The organism is Marisediminitalea oceani (assembly GCF_003731635.1).
GTDB lineage: Bacteria > Pseudomonadota > Gammaproteobacteria > Enterobacterales > Alteromonadaceae > Alteromonas > Alteromonas oceani.
Map to the genome: position 1 here is coordinate 97,262 of NZ_RCUA01000021.1, position 16,375 is coordinate 113,636.

Genomic DNA, 16,375 nt, shown 5'->3' on the forward strand with positions numbered 1-16,375 from the left:
GTGTTACCAGCAATTCGCTGGTGTGCGATTCATTGATTCGTCGAGTGTCAGGGTTGTGCAACCCGTATCATTAGTCTGACTTCCTTTCGCCGTGGCGGTAAGCGTAAACGTGGTGGCACTAACGTTACTTACACTGAAAGTGTAAAAATCCGAAGCCGGAATTCCGATATCCGCTGCAGCGCCGTAGGTAATGTTTTGCAGCCTGTAGTTTTCCTGGCTCATATGCATTTGCATCAGTGCTGTCTGAGCATCTCCCCGTCTGGATTCCCTTACCTGCCCCTGATACGCCGGCACAGCAATCGCAGCCAGAATACCCATTATCACAACGGCAATCATCAGCTCTATTAGTGTAAAACCTTTCACATTTTTTATTGCTTGCATTGTGCTCATATACCCATTAATTGAATCAAATACCCTGCGACATACCTTTCAGGTCTAAAATAACATGAGTCAGAAGGCGCTGAGTTCGGATTGTTATGCTATTAGTTTACTCAATAATCTGAAAAGTAACGTTATAAATTTTATTAAAAGGTATGTTATGTATTCACCGAGGTACCAACAAGGGTTGTCACTGATAGAAGTGTTAATCGTTGTCGCCATTATAAGTGTAGTACTAACGGTTACGGCGCCTTCCGTTGTTTCTGTACAAAAGCAAATGGCGGTAAAAGGCGCTGTTGAGAATACTTATTTCCTTCTGCAACTGGCTAAAAGCAGCGCCATCAGGCAAAGCTCCGATATGCTGGTTGATGCCGATGTCACGTCGACAAAATGGTGTGTTGGGGTAACTGATACCGCCAACTGTGATTGTGCTGTGGTCAATAGCTGTACGGTAGATGGCCGTGAGCAGGTCGTCAGATCAGCAGACTTTAAACAAATCGTGATGCAGAATCTTACTTTCGATGCCAATAACCAGGTGGTGTTTGATGGCGTGCGTGGCATGGCTCCTCAGGGAGCCGCGTTGGTGGAGTTTAGCGATGAAGCTAACCATAGCGTCAGAATGAATATTGCTGCCACCGGGCGTGTTTCGATGTGCAATGTGAAAGGTGATATTGGGAGTTATCCGGCGTGTTAAACGGTAAGCGACAGTCTGGCTATACCTTAATTGAAATCATGATTGCCATGGTGCTGGCTATCGGCTCGTTGGCGGCGGTGTCGTCGCTGGTGGGTTACGGTATTGGCGTTAACGGCAACCTCATCAACAGCGCCCGGCTGAATGAAGAGCTGGGCAACGTTTACTCTCTGGTGATTAGTGATTTAAGACGGACCGGGTATTCTGGCAGTACCGTGGCAATGGTAACCGATCCGGAAGCTAATCCGTCGCCATTTAACAGTTCTATTTCGGTGAGCGAATTTCCAGGGGAAGCCGCAAACAGCTGTATTGTGTTTGCTTATGACAGTAACGACAACGGCGTACTGGATAACGCAGCACCGGATGAAAATTTTGGTTATCGCCTGCGCGACGGCACAGTTGAGATAAGGCGCAATGGCGCTGCATGCATCGACACGGGCTGGGAGGATTTAACCGACACCGATGTGATTGATGTAACGACCTTAAGCTTTACGATTAATCAGGTGGTGGATAATGGCATTACCACCACATCAATCACGGTTGTGCTGAATGGCGAACTGGCAAGCAATGACAGTTTTTCCCGGGAGTACCGAACGGTATTGGTAGTGAGAAATTATGATAGCTAAACGTCTTCAACCACACAAACAACGAGGCGCCGTTATTCTTACAGCGGTTATTCTGCTGCTTACGCTTGCTACGCTGGTAACACTTTATACCGGCCGGGTTAAGTCCTTCGAAAATCAAATTACGCTGAATACGCAAAACCGCGCAGTTGCCTTTAATACGGCCGAAGCTGGCCTGATGAAAGCGCTGGGCGTACTAAGCGAGAATCCACGCTGGGATGGCGCTCAGTTTACCGAAAACTTGCCAGGGCTGGGCAGCTATACCGTCGGGGGCGTGTGGCAGGTGATCACTCGTGAGTCCACTACCATGCGATTAATTACCCTGCAATCAAACGGCACCTCACCAGATGGTTTGTCTACCGTCGCAGTGCAGGAGCAGGCGCTGCTATATTCGGTTATCGCTAACCCGCCTGATGTGCCATTGATTGTTGCCGGTGGTCTGGATGTGGGAGGTAACTTTGAAGTGGTGGCCAACCCTAATGGTGGCGGTGAGGGGGTGCCTTTGTCTATCTGGACCGATCTGGATGTGGATATGAATAATGGTAGTGGCACTACCTGTGGCCTGCAAGAGTTTACTAATGGCAGTTGCAGTAGCGATCCTTATTCTGAAAAAGGATTCCAGGATCTCGATATCCTCGATAATGATCCCGACTTTCCGGATGACCTGCTGGAATATATTTTTAACGTACCGGAAACTGAATGGGCCTCATTACGTGCCGATGCCGATCAGCTGTTAAACAGTTGTGCAACGCTGGGAGCAGCGTCGATGGGCCTGATATGGGTAGATGGTACCTGTCACATTAACTCCGGCACTATAGTGGGTAGCTCAGCGGACCCGGTTATCTTAATAGTTACCGATGGCGATCTGACCATGAACGGTGGCGCCCAGATCAATGGCATGGTGTTCTCATTTCGTAAACCCACCACAGTAGCGGATTTTGAAATAAATATGATTGGTGGTGCCCGGGTTAATGGCGTGGTGGCATCCAATCATCCCGTTGGTCATGCCAACGGGACGTATAATTCGGTTTATGACACGGATGTGCTGGACCAGTTACAACAACATGACGCCTTTCAGCGCGTCGCCAGGGTCCCCGGCAGTTGGCGGGACTTTTAGGAGGTCGTATGCATACGCGTGGTTTTTCTCTTATTGAAGTAATGATCGCATCACTGATTATCATGCTGGGCGTGACAGGGTTTGTAACCCTGCAGTCTGCTTATATGCGCAGCGATGCTGATACCAACTTGCGCCAGGTGGCTCTGCAACTGGCTCAGGAGAAATTTGACGATCTCCGCCAGTTCGAAGTCGTAGAAACAACTGCAGGCGTAAGCGCCTACAATGACATTGCCAACAATGCCGGCGGCGCTATTGCCTCGGGGCCGGTGGATGTCACTATTGGCTCTGACGGTAAATCTTACCAGTTTGTTCGCAGCTGGACGGTGGCCGACCAGTATTTTGTTGATACATCAGGCGATGGCGTAGAAGATACCTGGATGGACGCGGCAACACTTGGCGCGCTCGGTTTGGGAGTGCCTGTTACGCCGGCGCAAAAACAGGTCACAGTGACGGTTGGCTGGGCTGATATTGATGGCAATAACCTGACCGTTGCAATGGATGGCAACTTTGCGCCAGTGACTGCCGGGCGCAGTTTTCAGGCTTCCAATGAAACCGATAATGCCAAGGTTCAACCTGAAGTCGCCTATACACCGGGACTTGCCCCGGATGTTATTTCTTACGACCTTGGCAACAATGAAAGCATTGAGACCAGTAAGCCGGTTCCGGATATTTCTAACAAAGGCGCCAATAATGTGGTGCAGTTTGAAACCATTCGCTACGAGAGTAATGCCCAAATCAGTGAAAAGCTCGAACAAGAGGATTTTCTATCCGTTAACTGTAGTTGCAAACTGGCCGGAACAGGCACAGGTTATACGCCGGCTATGACCGTGCTTGATGGCGGTGAAATGGTGGTTGAGCGCGGCTCTAAAGTGACCAAAGATGTTGGCGTAGTAGCCGATAGTAAACAGCCGGCTCTCTGTGATGTCTGCTGTCGGGATCATCACGATACATCCAGTATGGTCAGCAATGAAAATTATTACCGTGCTGAAGGCGGGCTGCCGCATAAACATTATAGCTATCAGGGGGGCGGTTCATTTACTCTGGCCAGCAGTGTGGGTGATGTATACAACGAAGCCTGCCGCTTTAAACGTATCGACGGGTTTTACGAACTTTATCCCGATTGGCAACTCATCGATATCATTGAGTTTGAAAGTACTTACCTCAATACCACTACTGCGCTGGATGGCTACCGCGCCTATACGGAAGGCGTTATTGCCAGTGAAATTAACGGCAGTTTACCGCCGTCTAAACCTATCGATCGCGATATAAAGGTTCCTGCAGGGGGCTATCAGCTGATTGCCCGGGGGATTTACCTTGACCGAATGACTACCTCGCATCTGAATGCCGTAAAAGCCAAACTAGCTGCCAATGACCCAGACTGGAAAGCGATTGTGCCGTTCTATGACGTTAATCTGACTTTGTTATCTGGTTGGCAGTCGGATAATGCGCCGATCGCAACCGTCACCAATGAGCCCGTACAGACAGTTATTGATCCGGCAAATAATTATTACGGAACATACAGTCGCGGCCGGGCTGAAGCGTTAAGTGATGGTATTGCGAATATTGCCGTTTCGGCTTATGCAAATAATGCTGGCATTACCGGAACTGACCCGGTTTCTCCCGCTGAGTACTCGGCTCAGCTAACTGATAACTCACTGCAGGTTGAAGTAAATAGTAAAGCCAGTACGGAGAAATTCTTTGGTCTTATCGGTAACATTAGTTGTTTGATTACCCAGGCAGGGGTAACTAAAAGCTGTGAAACCAATAATAGTAAAAAAGCCGAATATGTTGACCTGAGTTCTATTGTTATGACGATTACGCCAGACAGGTTCGTGTGCCCAATTACGGTTCCGAAGGGCAACTCAACACCGTTCTTCAGTTGTGCAAATGTTTCTGAAAACTGGGTCGGTACCATTCAGTTTCAGATCTCTAAACCCGGGTATAGTGTGAGCTATAAAATGCAACAGCCGGATGGCAGTGTGATTAATACCAACACTATCAACCTGACTACAGGTTTGGATGCAACCTCGAACCAGGAGTACAACCTGATCATTGAGTTATTTGATTAACAGCGGCCCCGCTCAGCACATCTTGTACGGATGTACTGGCTGGGTGAGGGCACAGATCCTGACCCGGCCGGTGTTGCTGACAATCACTTTGTAGGACTCAAGAGTATTAGTGAGTGTAAGAGCGCCGGCATAGCCCTGAGCAAGACCGCGGGGCGCAGCAAAGCGTGACTGATTATTGTGGGTAAAGCTAGAGCCAGACAATAAAGCAAAACGATACTGCTGATAGGAAATGACCTTTTCCACGCCTTCAACCGTGCAGCTGTTTACGACCTGGCAGTCACAGTCAGGCTGATCGGTAATGCCCATACACCACTGATTGCCGGTAACCATATCCACAACTACTGTTTGCTGGCGGGTAACCGCGAGGCTGCGCGCCCCCTGCATCTGAAAATAAACCGACTGAATAGCCCCTTTTAATTCAATATTTTTAATCATATTGCCAAAGCCATGTAGCCCCTGACTGGCAATAATGGCGATGATCGCAACCACTATCAGCAATTGCGAAAGTGAAAAACCTCGAACCTTTACCCTCATTGTTCAATCCTTTACATTACCGGTCTGAAAAATCAGTGTAGCGGGTGAGTCACTCCGCATAAGCTGGCCATAAGCATGTAATTTGACAGATTTTTTCTGCGTTTGGTCGAAGGTTATTCTCTCCTATACCTGATACACCGCGCAGCTAACCATAAACATCAGAAATACGCTTCTCAATTGGGTAACATGGAGTATTAAGCAGGAGGCATGAATGAGTAAGGCGCAGCGAACGCATTACAGTTTGGGCAAGGAAACCGGAGTCGGCATGGTCGAAATTCTGGTGAGTCTGTTTGTGCTTACCATTGGCTTGCTGGGCGTGGCATCCCTGCAGTTTACCGGCACTTTTAACAACGTCCTGGCTGCCAGTCGCAGCCAGGCTGAACTGGTTGCCCGTTATGTCTCTGAACAGTTGGTCAGTGCAGCACAACCTGCTCAGGCTGATCTGATGGGCTTTGCCTCGGCAATGGAGCGCCACTATGCTACTACATTCAGTTATGCCGGCGCCGCCTCTGGTGGCAGTGATACCGGAGCACCAGCTGTGTTTGCAGCGCATTCGCCCTCTACCGAGCCAGCCGGTAAGAAAAAGTACACCCTGACTATTCATGCAGTCAGTGCTGATGGCAGTAGCTATGAGTTACGGGCAGTACCGGTTAGTGGCAGTCCGCAGGCGGGGGATGGGACTTTATATTACTTTAGTGATGGGCGCAAAGCCTGGGATCAGAACAGTGATGGCAGTATTGGCGGCAGCGAATATTGCTGGTCCTGTTAAGCGGGTTTAACTGCAGGATAACGCAGCGCCGGCGTGGTTTTCATTAACGCCGTCGTCATCCGAGTCCTGAGCGATGGCAATTTTACCGTAGCCATTGATAATCAGGCCAACCGCTTTATCGGCTTTACTGGTGTCATCGCAAATCGTGAACGTTGTGGTGACATTAGCGCCGCCTCTGACGTCAAACACAAGTGCTTTGGACGTAGCGTCAATCTTAACGCTGCCATGCAGCTTTTCGGTGGAGCTCAGCAGGGTTTCGTTGGTGTCCCGTTCACCGTCGCCGTCCACGTCATAAAAAGCCATACTTGGGTAAGTCCAGTTGCTGATACAGTTCGTATAATCCTGTGAAGGGCATACTACAACTTCGGTTTGTTCTTCCATGGCTTTAAAGCGGGCGAGGCGGGTCAGTGCGCTTAGTTCATTGATTTCTTTGGTCAGTATAGAATGGTTAATGAATCCACGGGCGCCAGGCACAACCACGCCGGCAATGATACTTAGCACGGCAACGGTTATCATGAGTTCGATCAGCGTATAGCCTGAGTGGCGCATAGAAAACATCTTCATACTGTTGATTCTGCGAATAGTTTATCGTACAACCGGGGGAATTGTTTATGAAATTAAACACCTTGGTATTGGTTAACCGACTAACTGTCTGCAGCGCTTCAGTTGGCTGAACGGATAGTGCGTAATGCCTGCTGACAACATGGCGTCTTTTAACGTAGACTGTAAACAAGTTATAGAGAACTCTGGATTATCTAATGGATAAACAAGCGGTTATTGAGGAAATGAAAGTACTGCCAACAATTGATGTGGCGTACGAAGTTACCCGACGGGTTGGATTTATTAAGCAACAGCTCAAGCAGTCGGGCATGAATGCCCTGGTGCTAGGCATCAGCGGCGGCATAGACTCCTGTACTCTGGGGCGACTGGCTCAGCTGGCTATCGATGAGCTCAATCAGGAACATCATGAAAAGTACCAGTTTGTAGCGGTACGTTTGCCCTATAATGTTCAGGCTGACGAAGAAGATGCCCAGGCGTCGATCGATTTTATTAAACCGACTCAGTCAATCGCTGTTAACGTGCAGCCCGGAGCAGATGCTATCCACCAGGAAACCTGTTCGGCATTAACCGCGGCGGGTTTGTTACCAGCCGATGAGAGCAAACAGGACTTTGTCAAAGGTAATGTTAAAGCCCGTACCCGTATGGTCATTCAGTATGAAATTGCTGGTATGGTTGATGGCCTGGTGCTGGGTACCGACCATTCTGCTGAAAATATTACCGGCTTTTATACCAAGTACGGTGATGGAGCCTGTGATTTAGCCCCGCTGTTTGGCTTAAGTAAACGGCAGGTTCGGCAGGTCGCTGAGCATCTGGGCGCACCGGCAAAAATTATTCATAAGGCGCCAACCGCCGATCTGGAAACCCTGTCGCCACAGAAAGCCGACGAGCAGGCATTAGGGCTGACTTACGACCAGATTGATGATTTTCTCGAAAATAAACCGGTTGCAGCGGAAGTATCTGAAAAGTTACTGTATATTTATAAACGTACACAACATAAACGTGTACCCATTCCTACTATTTACGATGAGTAAACGACGATGAAAAAAATTGAAGCAATCGTTAAGCCGTTTAAACTCGATGACGTTAGAGAAGCGCTTGCCGATGTGGGTATTGCCGGCATGACGGTAACCGAAGTGAAAGGCTTTGGGCGTCAGAAAGGCCATACCGAGCTGTACCGGGGAGCTGAATACCAGGTCGACTTTTTACCAAAAGTGAAAATCGAAATCGTACTTGATGATGAGCGGGTAGAGCTGGCCGTAGAAACTATTCTGAAGTCGGCTAAAACCGGCAAAATTGGTGACGGTAAAATCTTTATCTATTCTGTAGAAGAGGCGATTCGTATCCGTACCTCTGAACAGGGCGACGAAGCGATATAATCCCGCGCGGTTAATTATCAACAAAAAAAGGAGTGCTATAGCACTCCTTTTTGCTTTATCCCTTTCAGGCTATGGGCGATGCTTAGTGATTGCAGCCGCCTTTGCCGTGAACATGGCCGTGGGCCAGCTCATCTTCAGTGGGCTCACGAACATCGAGAACCTCCACTTCAAAAGACAGGGCGATACCCGCCAGCGGATGGTTGCCGTCGATAATCACTTCGTCATCGGTTTTCTCAATCACAATAACTGACTGCTCACCGGCATCGGTGGTAGCGCGAAACTGCATGCCAGGCTCTACTTCCATGCCTTCAAACATTGAAGCCGGCACAGCCTGCACCAGGTGATCAAGACGTTCACCATAAGCTTTTTCCGGAGCAACGGTAACATCAAACTTTTCACCGGCGGCCTTACCCTGCAGGGCCTCTTCAAGACCACTGATTAAAAAACGACTGCCAAGCAGTGCGGATAATGGCTCTCCACCGGTGGATGAATCAAGCTCGGTACCATCTTCGGTGCTTACGGTGTAGTGCAGGGTTACTACACTGTTTTGCGAAATCTGCATAATCTCTGCCTTTTCGGAGGTTGTAAAAAATAAAAATATACGCCGTGCGCCTTATTTAGAGCGTATACGGCAAGTCACAATGAATCAACTCCAATGCCGGATTAGTTGACAGTCTGAAGCTATCCTCGGGGGTGGTGTCATTATTAACCACGGCCAGTATCCAGGTTTCCTCACCCAGTACCGCCGCGCGCAGGATGGAGCCGCCTGAGCGCCAGTGCTCGCCAGCCTGTTTTTCCAGTTTGGCGGTGGCAATCTCATCACAGGCCCCGGCCAACTTAAATATCATTGCTGCCCGCTTGTTTCTGCCCAGATAACGGGTGCGGGCTACTACTTCCTGGCCCATATAGCAGCCCTTGTTAAAGTCGATAGCATCCAGCGCCTGCAGGTTCATCATTTGAGGAACGTACTGGTTAATCTGTTCTTCGCTGGTCAGTGCGGGGATACCGCTGGCAATATCCAGTGCTGTGGCTGCCGTTTCCTCAAAGAGAGGTAAATCAGCATCGCTCACTGCCTGTAAGAATGCCGGCGAAGCGTCTTTCTTCAGCGCAAGCAGAACGGTATCAGCGGGATAATCCAGAGTGATACAGAAGCCTGAATCAGACTCGACCATGGCCATCGGGCTATCAGGTAACGCAGCGAAATTGCCTGCCAGTAACGCGGTGGATTGCTTACCCTTTAGCAGGTAAAAATCAAAAGTTTCCGTTTCGGAAGCGATTTCAATCTTTGAAAATACGCCGTATTTTTTTAGTTCCTCCACCGAGGCGGCCACTGCGGTAGCGCCAGCAATCAGATAAAGTGCTGCGGCGCCATTGGCCACCAGACTCACACTCCAGCTTTTGCCTTTAAAGTCACAGTGTGCGCTGCGGCGCACGGTTGCGTCAGCCATCTTATTGATATCAATGGTTAACTGACTGTGCAAAAAGGTTTTGGCATCATCGCCACTGACACTCGCACAGGCCATCGACGGCAAAGCCACGACTAAATTATCGGGAAAAGCATCCAGTTTAGGAGGGAGTGGGGAGTACGATTGCATAGTGATATTGACGCCTGATGTTGTGATTAACCTGCTGGAGTATATGAGGGGGAACATATAGAAGATCAAGGGGGCTGATGATTGTTGTTGTGAACGTGGCCGAGCTCCTGTTAAAGGCCCGTCAATAGTCAGCTGAATGCGAGCCAGGGCTGCCCCCCCGGGTAAATGGAAGAGCAACCTTTGCATGGGCAAGAGACACCTTCTGGCCAGTATCAACCTGGATCTAACCATGATATATTTACCGCCATGACTATTTCACACAATCAACCGGTTATGTTTACTGCGAAACGTTATGCACGATTGAAATGGGCTTGCCGCCGCGGCATGCTGGAACTTGACGTACTGTTACTGCCATTTGTTGAAGAAGCGTTTAACGATCTGTCTGAACAGGATAAGGAAACCTTTGAACGGTTGCTGACCTGTGACGACCCGGATCTGTTCGCCTGGATTATGGGCCATCAGACCTGTCAGGATCCAGAACTGGCCAGGATGGTCGATACGATTGTTAGCCGGGTCAAAGTATAGCGTTATTCTGCAACCGCCCGTGCGCCAGTCAATTTATCGAATGATGCTGGCCAGTGTGGCAGTTGCGATTATCCTGATGCTAACGCCTGCTTTCTGGTGGGCAGTGCTAATCGGGTGTATCAGTTTGTGCCTGGCAATGGTCTGGCCGCTGAATGTTGAATCTCATCCACAGACCTGGATTGTTGATGAGGCCGGCGAAGGGTATACGGTTATTAGCGGTTGTCAGGATAACGCTGGTAACTGGCAAATCAGCCCGCGCTCAAAGCTGCTTCCCGGTGCATTGTATCTGGTGCGCTATTTTAAGCAGTCGCAGCGGTTTGAAACCTGCTGGCTTTTTCCCTGGCAGGTTCAGGATAAAGATTACCGCCGACTCGCCAGGATTGTGTTTAGGCAAGGACAACTCTGAATGTTTGGACTTTATTTGCAGGCTGGGTTTAAAAAAGCCGCTGATATTACGCCGTCTTCACTGGAAGGCCTGCAACGCGCCCCGGTGTTATGGCAGACCTTCTTACCCAGCGCCCGTCACTATAAAAAATACTGTAAGTTAGTTGGCTGGGAAAACTCCGCCCGGATGCACCCGTTTTACTGGCAGGTGCGCGGACTTTCATTGCAACTACGCTTGCTGGCTCACGCAAAAAGCCCCTTCAAATTGCTCGGATTGGTGCATTTGCAGAATCGCGTAGAAGAGTATGCTGAATGCCGCACCGATATTCCCTGTGAGCTGGTGGCCCGGTTTGGTACTGTTTATCAGCATCGCCGGGGATTGGCCGTAGAAGTCACCGTTACCGGCAACCAGCGCGGTCAGCGGGTATACAGTGCAACCGGCACATACCTGATGCAAACCTCACTGAAGCCTGGCCCGTTACCTGCCTACGAGAGTGATATTGCCGGGCCGGGTGAAACCTCACCAAAGACTGCCGAGTTAGCATTCAGTGCTGCAATGGTGCGCCGCTATGCGAAAGTGTCTGGCGATGTTAATCCAATTCATTTAAGTACACTGACAGCCAGATTATTTGGTTTTAAACGGGCGATAGTGCATGGCATGTACAGCGGTGCTAAGGCTGTCTCTGTGTTGGAACAGCAGGCAGAGTTAAATGGCAAAGCGGTACGGTTAGCATTTAAGCGGCCGATGTTTGTGCCAGCCAAAGCCTTATTGTTCAGCGAACAAGACGACGAGACTACCCATTTTTCGCTGGTCTCTGGCGACCGGGAGCAGGCCGAAACCTACTTCACCGGCCAGATTGGCTGACAACACCACTCACTGCTTTTAGTGCTCGAAACTGGTCAAATCACCCGGTTGTGGTGAGGTATTAGACGGCATGGGCGTCAAAATAGATGGCGTTGCTTGCTCTGCCCGTTCAGGATAATCCTGGTTGTAGTGCAGCCCGCGACTTTCCTGACGCTGCATAGCGCAACGCACGATCAGTTCTGCTACTGTCACCAGATTACGTAGCTCCAGCAGGTTATTACTGACCCGGAAGTTCGAGTAATAATCACTGATTTCCTGCTCCAGCAATTTAATCCGGCGAATTGCTCGTTCCAGCCGTTTGGTAGTGCGCACGATACCAACGTAGTCCCACATAAACAGGCGTAGCTCATGCCAGTTATGCTGAATAATAACCTCTTCGTCAGAGTCGCTGACCTTACTTTCATCCCAGGGCAGGATTGGCTCTTCAGCCGGCGTTTCATCCAGTCGGGAAAGAATATGCTCAGCCGCTGAGCGGGCAAAAACGATGCACTCCAGCAGCGAGTTAGACGCCATCCGGTTGGCACCGTGTAAGCCGGTGTAGGCGACTTCGCCAATCGCATAGACATTATCCAGATCGGTACGCGCATTTAAATCGGTCATCACGCCGCCACAACTGTAATGCGCCGCCGGAACTACCGGAATGGCCTCGCGGGTAATATCTATGCCCAGCGAGCGGCATTTACGATAAATATTCGGGAAGTGCTTCACAATGAAGTCGGCAGGTTTATGACTAATGTCCAGATACATACAGTCAGCGCCCAGTCGTTTCATTTCATAGTCGATAGCCCGGGCAACAATATCCCGCGGAGCGAGGTCTTTGCGCTCGTCGAATTTTTCCATAAACGGCGTGCCATCGGCGTGAACCAGGCGGGCTCCTTCGCCACGCAGTGCTTCGGTAATCAGGAAGTTGCGCGCCTGCGGGTGGAATAAGCAGGTAGGGTGGAACTGGTTAAATTCCATGTTAGCGACTCGGCAACCCGCCCGCCACGCCATGGCAATTCCATCACCGCTGGCAATATCCGGATTCGAGGTGTACTGGTAAACCTTGCTGGCACCACCGGTAGCCAGGGTGATAAACCGGCTGCGGATTACTTCAACTTGTTCCCGTTTACGGTTCCATACATACACGCCCTTGCAGCGGTCAGGGTTTTCCTGGCTTTTGATCATATCGATGGCGTTATAACGCTCAAAAATATGAATGTTGGGGTGCTGGGATACCGCTTCGTTAAGGGTGATTTGCAGCGCTTCGCCAGTCGCATCGGCGGCATGCAGGATGCGGCGGAAGCTATGCCCACCCTCACGGGTAAGGTGATAGCGGTTTTCGCCGTTATCTGCCTGCTCCTGGTCGAAGGGCACGCCATGTTCGATTAACCACTCCATGGCGCTCTTGGCATTTTGCGCGGTAAATCGTACCACGTCTTCATCGCAAAGATAGGCGCCTGCTTCCAGGGTATCCTGTACATGGGATTCAATGGAGTCGCGTTCGTCAAACACCGCCGCAATACCGCCCTGAGCGTAACGGGTTGAACCTTCGTTACAGTCACTCTTACTAAGCAGGATAATGCGACAATCATTGGCCAGTGATAAGGCCAGGCTCATGCCTGCCGCGCCAGAACCGATAATTAAAACATCACAACTGTGCTCAACGTTTGCGTCAGCAGGTTGCTCCGGTGTTACAGATGAAGAAGCGTTTGAATTCATGTAATGTAAGGGTCACAATGCGTGATTTTCGGAAAGTCTAATAAAACTCGGCGCAAACGTAAAAGAATAAACGCCTTTAAGGCAACTATTTTACCGATATTTTGGGTGTTTAGCTTGAGAAATGAAAAAAAGATCACATTCTTTGCGAACTTTTTAAAATACGCGAAGTCTACTCAATTGCTTGCATGAGCTATTTGGGAATTAGTCGGTAGGAGAAATGGCTCGAATGAGCGAGCAAATAACTGATCAACAGTTGGTTGAACGTGTTCAGCAAGGCGATAAGAACGCGTTTAATCTGCTGGTAACGCGCTATCAGCATAAAGTGATGCACTTGGTTTCGCGCTATGTGAAAAACACCGGTGATGTGGCAGACGTCACGCAGGATGCGTTTATTAAAGCGTATCGTGCGTTACCTAACTTTAGGGGCGACAGCGCATTTTACACCTGGTTATATCGTATAGCTGTGAACAGCGCCAAAAATTATTTGGTTGCTATCGGGCGTAAACCGCCTGCCAGTGATGTCGATGCTGAAGAAGCGGACTATTATGATGGCAGTGATGCACTGAAGGAGCATTCATCTCCTGAGCGTAGCGTCCTGTCAGACGAATTAGAGGCGACTTTGTTTCGCGCGATGGAAAAATTGCCTGACGACTTACGTATGGCAATCACCTTGCGTGAAATTGAGGGGCTGAGTTACGAAGAAATTGCAAATGTAATGGCCTGTCCTGTAGGAACGGTGCGTTCCAGGATATTCAGAGCACGGGAAGCTATTGATAAGGTTATTCAACCATTACTGGAAACCTGATATTGAGCTTTAGGGCCGGGATCAGGTACAGTAGATTTTGACAAGGTTGCCTTATAACGATGAAAAGTAATCAAGGCGTAACCAGGAAAAGTACTTTATGACGCAGCAACACGAAAAATTATCGGCTTTTATGGACGGCGAACTCGATGACAACGGGTTTGTTGACAGCATTAAAAACGATAGTGAATCACTGGCAAAATGGCGTAGCTACCATGTTATTCGTAGCGGTTTACGTAAAGAAGCCTCAGTGATGCCGGAATTTGATATTACTGCCCAGGTTGCAGCCGCGCTTGAGCAGGAACCAACAGTGTTGGCGCCGAAGTCTAAATGGAAATCACTGCCAGTGGTAAACAAGGTAGTGCCATTACTTCGTCAGTCAGGGCAGCTGGCCGTTGCGGCCTCAGTGGCTGCTGCTGTGATTCTGGGTGTTCAGCAGGTTAATCAACAACCTGCTGCGGAAGAACCATTCACGACTTTCCAGACTCCGGTAATACCTGGTATGCCACAGGCTGGTATGGCACCAGTTAGTCTTGAACAAAGTAACATTTTGCCAAATAATCGTGCTGGCGATTCGGATGCGCTGTTACAGAAGCGTCGACAGATAAACGCATTGCTTGCCGATCACGAACAGCAACTGAAACTCAAGCAGGCAGAAGAACAATCTCAGCAGGCCGCGGAATCTGAACCTAATCAGCCTTAATTACTATGCAAGCATTCTTTGATGTAAAGCAACGCACTGCCAGGGCAGTGCGTTTGTTGTTTCTAACTACCCTAATTTCTGCTACGCCAGCAGTAATACACGCTCAGGAAGACTCGCAACGCGAGCCTGAACGGATAACCGAACCAAATCTGGCTCTCGCCGAAGTTCCACGTCAAAACCTGAGCGGTTTAGAGTGGCTGGAGCGCTTAGCCCAAATCAACCGCACCTCCAATTTTGAGGTATCGTTTGTGCTGACCAGAGCCGGTCAGGAAATGACCCCGTATCTGTGGCGTCATGCAGTGCTGGAAGATGGTCTGGAAGCTGAGCAACTCAATCTGCAAAACGGACCGGGTCAGGAAATGATCCGTCTTGGCAATGTGGTCAGCGTGTTCGAACCAGACGTGCAGCCCTACAGCATATACGCCAGTGCTATCAGTGGACCGTTGCCCAGCGATTTATTGTACAACCCTACGGCGCTGACCGACGCTTACCAGTTTATTACTATCGGCCGCACCCGGGTTTCCGGCCGGGCTGCCCAGCAGTTACGTATCGTTAGTCGCGACAACAAGCGCTATAATTATCAGGTGTGGCTAGACGAAGAAACCGGCATGCTGTTAAAGCTGGATATGGTGGATTTACAGGGCTCATTGCTGGAGCAAATTCAGGTTACAGCAGTTAATGTGAGTGAGCAGCCGTCGCCGTATTTTTCCCGAATCAACCCACAAGCGTTACCTGGTGCGGTAGCCATGACCCCAAAACCCCGTCAACATCAGTGGGAAGTGAAATTTCTACCAGTGGGAATGGAAGAAATCAAACGCGAAACCCGGCGACTGGCCATGACCGGTCAGGTGGTAGAATACAAACTGTTCAGTGATGGCATGGTAGACGTGTCGGTTTATGTGCAACCTGCCCAGGATTCTCTTGATTCTGACGTAGTGCTGCGCCATTCAACCAATACATTTTTGTCGTTAACCAATGGCCAGGTGCAAATAACTATCATTGGTAAAGTTCCCCCGCAAACCGCCTACGAAATCGCCCATTCCATCGGTGCAGCCGGAGAGTAAAGTGATTACCGAGACAGCGACGGTTATTGGTGTTGAAGACGACTTAATTACGGTTAGCGCATCGGTGAAGACTGGCTGCAGTCAGTGTCAGGTAAGTGACGATTGCGGCACCAGCGCAGTAGCCAAAGCGTTTACACCACGCCAGCAAACGCTGACTATGCGCAGTCCATTGCCGGTTAAGCCAGGCGATCTGGTGGTGATCGGCATCCCTGAACAAAAGGTCTTGCTGGCTTCATGGCTGGTTTATATCGTGCCCCTGGTTACTCTGATTGGTGGCGTGATTGGCTTAAATCAACTAACAAACTGGCATGAACTGGCCGTCTTCGGCGCCGCTATCCTGTTATCAGCCGGCAGCGTAAAACTGGTCGCACGGTATCTGGCCCGGGCCAGAAATGCCCGCTTTGAGCCGGTTATTGTCAGTCGGGTCAACGACAAAGCGCAGGCGGTTTAGCCTGGGCGACTTGTTGTTTGCCGGTAGCGGCGACGATTTGTTGCTGTGATATTCGCTTTTAGCGCAATAAGTAGGTAAAATCCGCACCCTTGAAGGTGTCTGGCTGAACACGTCATTGTAATCGTTTATCACCCGCCAGACGTTTAAACGTAACAATTTGCAGGTAA

The 16,375-nt window shown here is 49.7% G+C and carries 20 protein-coding genes; 14 read left to right on the forward strand and 6 right to left on the reverse strand.

All coding sequences use genetic code 11. The annotated features are described in order from the left end of the window. Window positions 1-3: 3 nt before the first annotated feature. Entirely contained in the window at window positions 4-381 is a 378-nt protein-coding gene (locus D9T21_RS23115) for a type IV pilin protein (protein WP_123324596.1), read from the reverse strand. 157 nt (window positions 382-538) lie between these two features. Between D9T21_RS23115 and D9T21_RS08255 the strand changes: the two genes are divergently transcribed. The 4 genes from D9T21_RS08255 to D9T21_RS08270 are packed head-to-tail and all read left to right on the forward strand — an operon-like array spanning window position 539 to window position 4,878. Then, complete coding sequence (locus D9T21_RS08255) at window positions 539-1,072, forward strand: GspH/FimT family pseudopilin (protein WP_164464623.1); 534 nt, start codon at window positions 539-541, stop codon at window positions 1,070-1,072. Beyond that, on the forward strand, window positions 1,066-1,695 hold the full coding sequence (locus tag D9T21_RS08260) for a prepilin-type N-terminal cleavage/methylation domain-containing protein (protein ID WP_123324541.1): 630 nt from the start codon (window positions 1,066-1,068) through the stop codon (window positions 1,693-1,695). Before D9T21_RS08255 ends, D9T21_RS08260 begins: the two co-directional genes overlap by 7 nt. Next, window positions 1,685-2,809 (forward strand): PilX N-terminal domain-containing pilus assembly protein, encoded by a 1,125-nt coding sequence (locus tag D9T21_RS08265; RefSeq protein WP_123324542.1) that lies wholly within the window; start codon window positions 1,685-1,687, stop codon window positions 2,807-2,809. Before D9T21_RS08260 ends, D9T21_RS08265 begins: the two co-directional genes overlap by 11 nt. Window positions 2,810-2,817: 8 nt before the next feature. Beyond that, window positions 2,818-4,878: a prepilin-type N-terminal cleavage/methylation domain-containing protein gene (locus tag D9T21_RS08270; RefSeq protein ID WP_123324543.1), complete on the forward strand. Its 2,061-nt coding sequence runs from the start codon at window positions 2,818-2,820 to the stop codon at window positions 4,876-4,878. A 12-nt stretch (window positions 4,879-4,890) separates the two neighbouring features. Here the strand turns inward: D9T21_RS08270 and D9T21_RS08275 are convergent, their stop codons facing one another. Further along, window positions 4,891-5,412, reverse strand: a complete 522-nt coding sequence (locus D9T21_RS08275; RefSeq protein WP_123324544.1) for a GspH/FimT family pseudopilin — start codon at window positions 5,410-5,412, stop codon at window positions 4,891-4,893. A 211-nt stretch (window positions 5,413-5,623) separates the two neighbouring features. On the opposite strand from D9T21_RS08275, the gene D9T21_RS08280 reads away from it, so the two are divergent. Next, window positions 5,624-6,181, forward strand: a complete 558-nt coding sequence (locus D9T21_RS08280; RefSeq protein ID WP_241155665.1) for a type IV pilin protein — start codon at window positions 5,624-5,626, stop codon at window positions 6,179-6,181. A 6-nt stretch (window positions 6,182-6,187) separates the two neighbouring features. Here the strand turns inward: D9T21_RS08280 and D9T21_RS08285 are convergent, their stop codons facing one another. Further along, window positions 6,188-6,745: a GspH/FimT family pseudopilin gene (locus D9T21_RS08285; protein ID WP_123324545.1), complete on the reverse strand. Its 558-nt coding sequence runs from the start codon at window positions 6,743-6,745 to the stop codon at window positions 6,188-6,190. 194 nt (window positions 6,746-6,939) lie between these two features. Here D9T21_RS08285 and nadE point away from each other — a divergent pair, with 194 nt between their 5' ends. Together nadE and D9T21_RS08295 are read left to right on the forward strand one after the other, a co-directional pair. Further along, window positions 6,940-7,773, forward strand: a complete 834-nt coding sequence (nadE, locus tag D9T21_RS08290; RefSeq protein ID WP_123324546.1) for an ammonia-dependent NAD(+) synthetase — start codon at window positions 6,940-6,942, stop codon at window positions 7,771-7,773. Window positions 7,774-7,779: 6 nt separating this feature from the next. Next, a complete protein-coding gene (locus D9T21_RS08295; RefSeq protein ID WP_105935614.1) occupies window positions 7,780-8,118 on the forward strand; it encodes a P-II family nitrogen regulator in 339 nt (112 codons plus the stop codon). A gap of 82 nt (window positions 8,119-8,200) precedes the next feature. Here D9T21_RS08295 and D9T21_RS08300 read toward each other — a convergent pair whose 3' ends face one another. Then, window positions 8,201-8,680: an FKBP-type peptidyl-prolyl cis-trans isomerase gene (locus D9T21_RS08300; protein ID WP_105935615.1), complete on the reverse strand. Its 480-nt coding sequence runs from the start codon at window positions 8,678-8,680 to the stop codon at window positions 8,201-8,203. Window positions 8,681-8,735: 55 nt separating this feature from the next. After that, window positions 8,736-9,713 (reverse strand): CAF17-like 4Fe-4S cluster assembly/insertion protein YgfZ, encoded by a 978-nt coding sequence (gene ygfZ / locus D9T21_RS08305; protein ID WP_164464617.1) that lies wholly within the window; start codon window positions 9,711-9,713, stop codon window positions 8,736-8,738. A 273-nt stretch (window positions 9,714-9,986) separates the two neighbouring features. Here ygfZ and D9T21_RS08310 point away from each other — a divergent pair, with 273 nt between their 5' ends. Genes D9T21_RS08310 through D9T21_RS08320 form a run of 3 tightly spaced genes read left to right on the forward strand, consistent with a single transcriptional unit; the run spans window position 9,987 to window position 11,487 of the window. After that, entirely contained in the window at window positions 9,987-10,238 is a 252-nt protein-coding gene (locus D9T21_RS08310) for an FAD assembly factor SdhE (RefSeq protein ID WP_105935669.1), read from the forward strand. Between the two features lie 19 nt (window positions 10,239-10,257). Beyond that, window positions 10,258-10,644 carry a protein YgfX gene (locus D9T21_RS08315; protein ID WP_164464618.1) on the forward strand — a complete coding sequence of 129 codons (387 nt, stop codon included), beginning with the start codon at window positions 10,258-10,260 and terminating at the stop codon, window positions 10,642-10,644. Beyond that, window positions 10,645-11,487, forward strand: coding sequence for a MaoC family dehydratase (locus tag D9T21_RS08320; protein ID WP_123324549.1), 843 nt, complete (start codon window positions 10,645-10,647; stop codon window positions 11,485-11,487). 18 nt (window positions 11,488-11,505) lie between these two features. On the opposite strand, the gene nadB is transcribed toward D9T21_RS08320, so the two are convergent. Continuing rightward, window positions 11,506-13,188, reverse strand: a complete 1,683-nt coding sequence (gene nadB, locus D9T21_RS08325) for an L-aspartate oxidase (protein ID WP_123324550.1) — start codon at window positions 13,186-13,188, stop codon at window positions 11,506-11,508. A gap of 226 nt (window positions 13,189-13,414) precedes the next feature. Between nadB and rpoE the strand changes: the two genes are divergently transcribed. The 4 genes from rpoE (at window position 13,415) to D9T21_RS08345 (ending at window position 16,208) form a co-directional block, all read left to right on the forward strand. After that, the gene (gene rpoE, locus D9T21_RS08330; protein ID WP_105935620.1) at window positions 13,415-13,993 is read left to right on the forward strand and encodes an RNA polymerase sigma factor RpoE; all 579 of its coding nucleotides are present in this window, start codon (window positions 13,415-13,417) and stop codon (window positions 13,991-13,993) included. 97 nt (window positions 13,994-14,090) lie between these two features. After that, a complete protein-coding gene (locus tag D9T21_RS08335; protein ID WP_123324551.1) occupies window positions 14,091-14,693 on the forward strand; it encodes a sigma-E factor negative regulatory protein in 603 nt (200 codons plus the stop codon). Between the two features lie 5 nt (window positions 14,694-14,698). Then, entirely contained in the window at window positions 14,699-15,757 is a 1,059-nt protein-coding gene (locus D9T21_RS08340; protein ID WP_123324552.1) for a MucB/RseB C-terminal domain-containing protein, read from the forward strand. Window position 15,758: 1 nt separating this feature from the next. Beyond that, window positions 15,759-16,208 carry a SoxR reducing system RseC family protein gene (locus tag D9T21_RS08345; RefSeq protein WP_164464619.1) on the forward strand — a complete coding sequence of 150 codons (450 nt, stop codon included), beginning with the start codon at window positions 15,759-15,761 and terminating at the stop codon, window positions 16,206-16,208. Window positions 16,209-16,375 lie beyond the last annotated feature (167 nt).

Coding starts and splice junctions, on each gene's coding strand:
- D9T21_RS23115 (WP_123324596.1), bottom strand. CDS start 381: ATGCAAGCAATAAAAAATGTGAAAGGTTTTACACTAATAGAGCTGATG.
- D9T21_RS08255 (WP_164464623.1), top strand. CDS start 539: ATGTATTCACCGAGGTACCAACAAGGGTTGTCACTGATAGAAGTGTTA.
- D9T21_RS08265 (WP_123324542.1), top strand. CDS start 1,685: ATGATAGCTAAACGTCTTCAACCACACAAACAACGAGGCGCCGTTATT.
- D9T21_RS08270 (WP_123324543.1), top strand. CDS start 2,818: ATGCATACGCGTGGTTTTTCTCTTATTGAAGTAATGATCGCATCACTG.
- D9T21_RS08275 (WP_123324544.1), bottom strand. CDS start 5,412: ATGAGGGTAAAGGTTCGAGGTTTTTCACTTTCGCAATTGCTGATAGTG.
- D9T21_RS08280 (WP_241155665.1), top strand. CDS start 5,624: ATGAGTAAGGCGCAGCGAACGCATTACAGTTTGGGCAAGGAAACCGGA.
- D9T21_RS08285 (WP_123324545.1), bottom strand. CDS start 6,745: ATGAAGATGTTTTCTATGCGCCACTCAGGCTATACGCTGATCGAACTC.
- nadE (WP_123324546.1), top strand. CDS start 6,940: ATGGATAAACAAGCGGTTATTGAGGAAATGAAAGTACTGCCAACAATT.
- D9T21_RS08295 (WP_105935614.1), top strand. CDS start 7,780: ATGAAAAAAATTGAAGCAATCGTTAAGCCGTTTAAACTCGATGACGTT.
- D9T21_RS08300 (WP_105935615.1), bottom strand. CDS start 8,680: ATGCAGATTTCGCAAAACAGTGTAGTAACCCTGCACTACACCGTAAGC.
- ygfZ (WP_164464617.1), bottom strand. CDS start 9,713: ATGCAATCGTACTCCCCACTCCCTCCTAAACTGGATGCTTTTCCCGAT.
- D9T21_RS08310 (WP_105935669.1), top strand. CDS start 9,987: ATGTTTACTGCGAAACGTTATGCACGATTGAAATGGGCTTGCCGCCGC.
- D9T21_RS08320 (WP_123324549.1), top strand. CDS start 10,645: ATGTTTGGACTTTATTTGCAGGCTGGGTTTAAAAAAGCCGCTGATATT.
- nadB (WP_123324550.1), bottom strand. CDS start 13,188: ATGAATTCAAACGCTTCTTCATCTGTAACACCGGAGCAACCTGCTGAC.
- rpoE (WP_105935620.1), top strand. CDS start 13,415: ATGAGCGAGCAAATAACTGATCAACAGTTGGTTGAACGTGTTCAGCAA.
- D9T21_RS08335 (WP_123324551.1), top strand. CDS start 14,091: ATGACGCAGCAACACGAAAAATTATCGGCTTTTATGGACGGCGAACTC.
- D9T21_RS08340 (WP_123324552.1), top strand. CDS start 14,699: ATGCAAGCATTCTTTGATGTAAAGCAACGCACTGCCAGGGCAGTGCGT.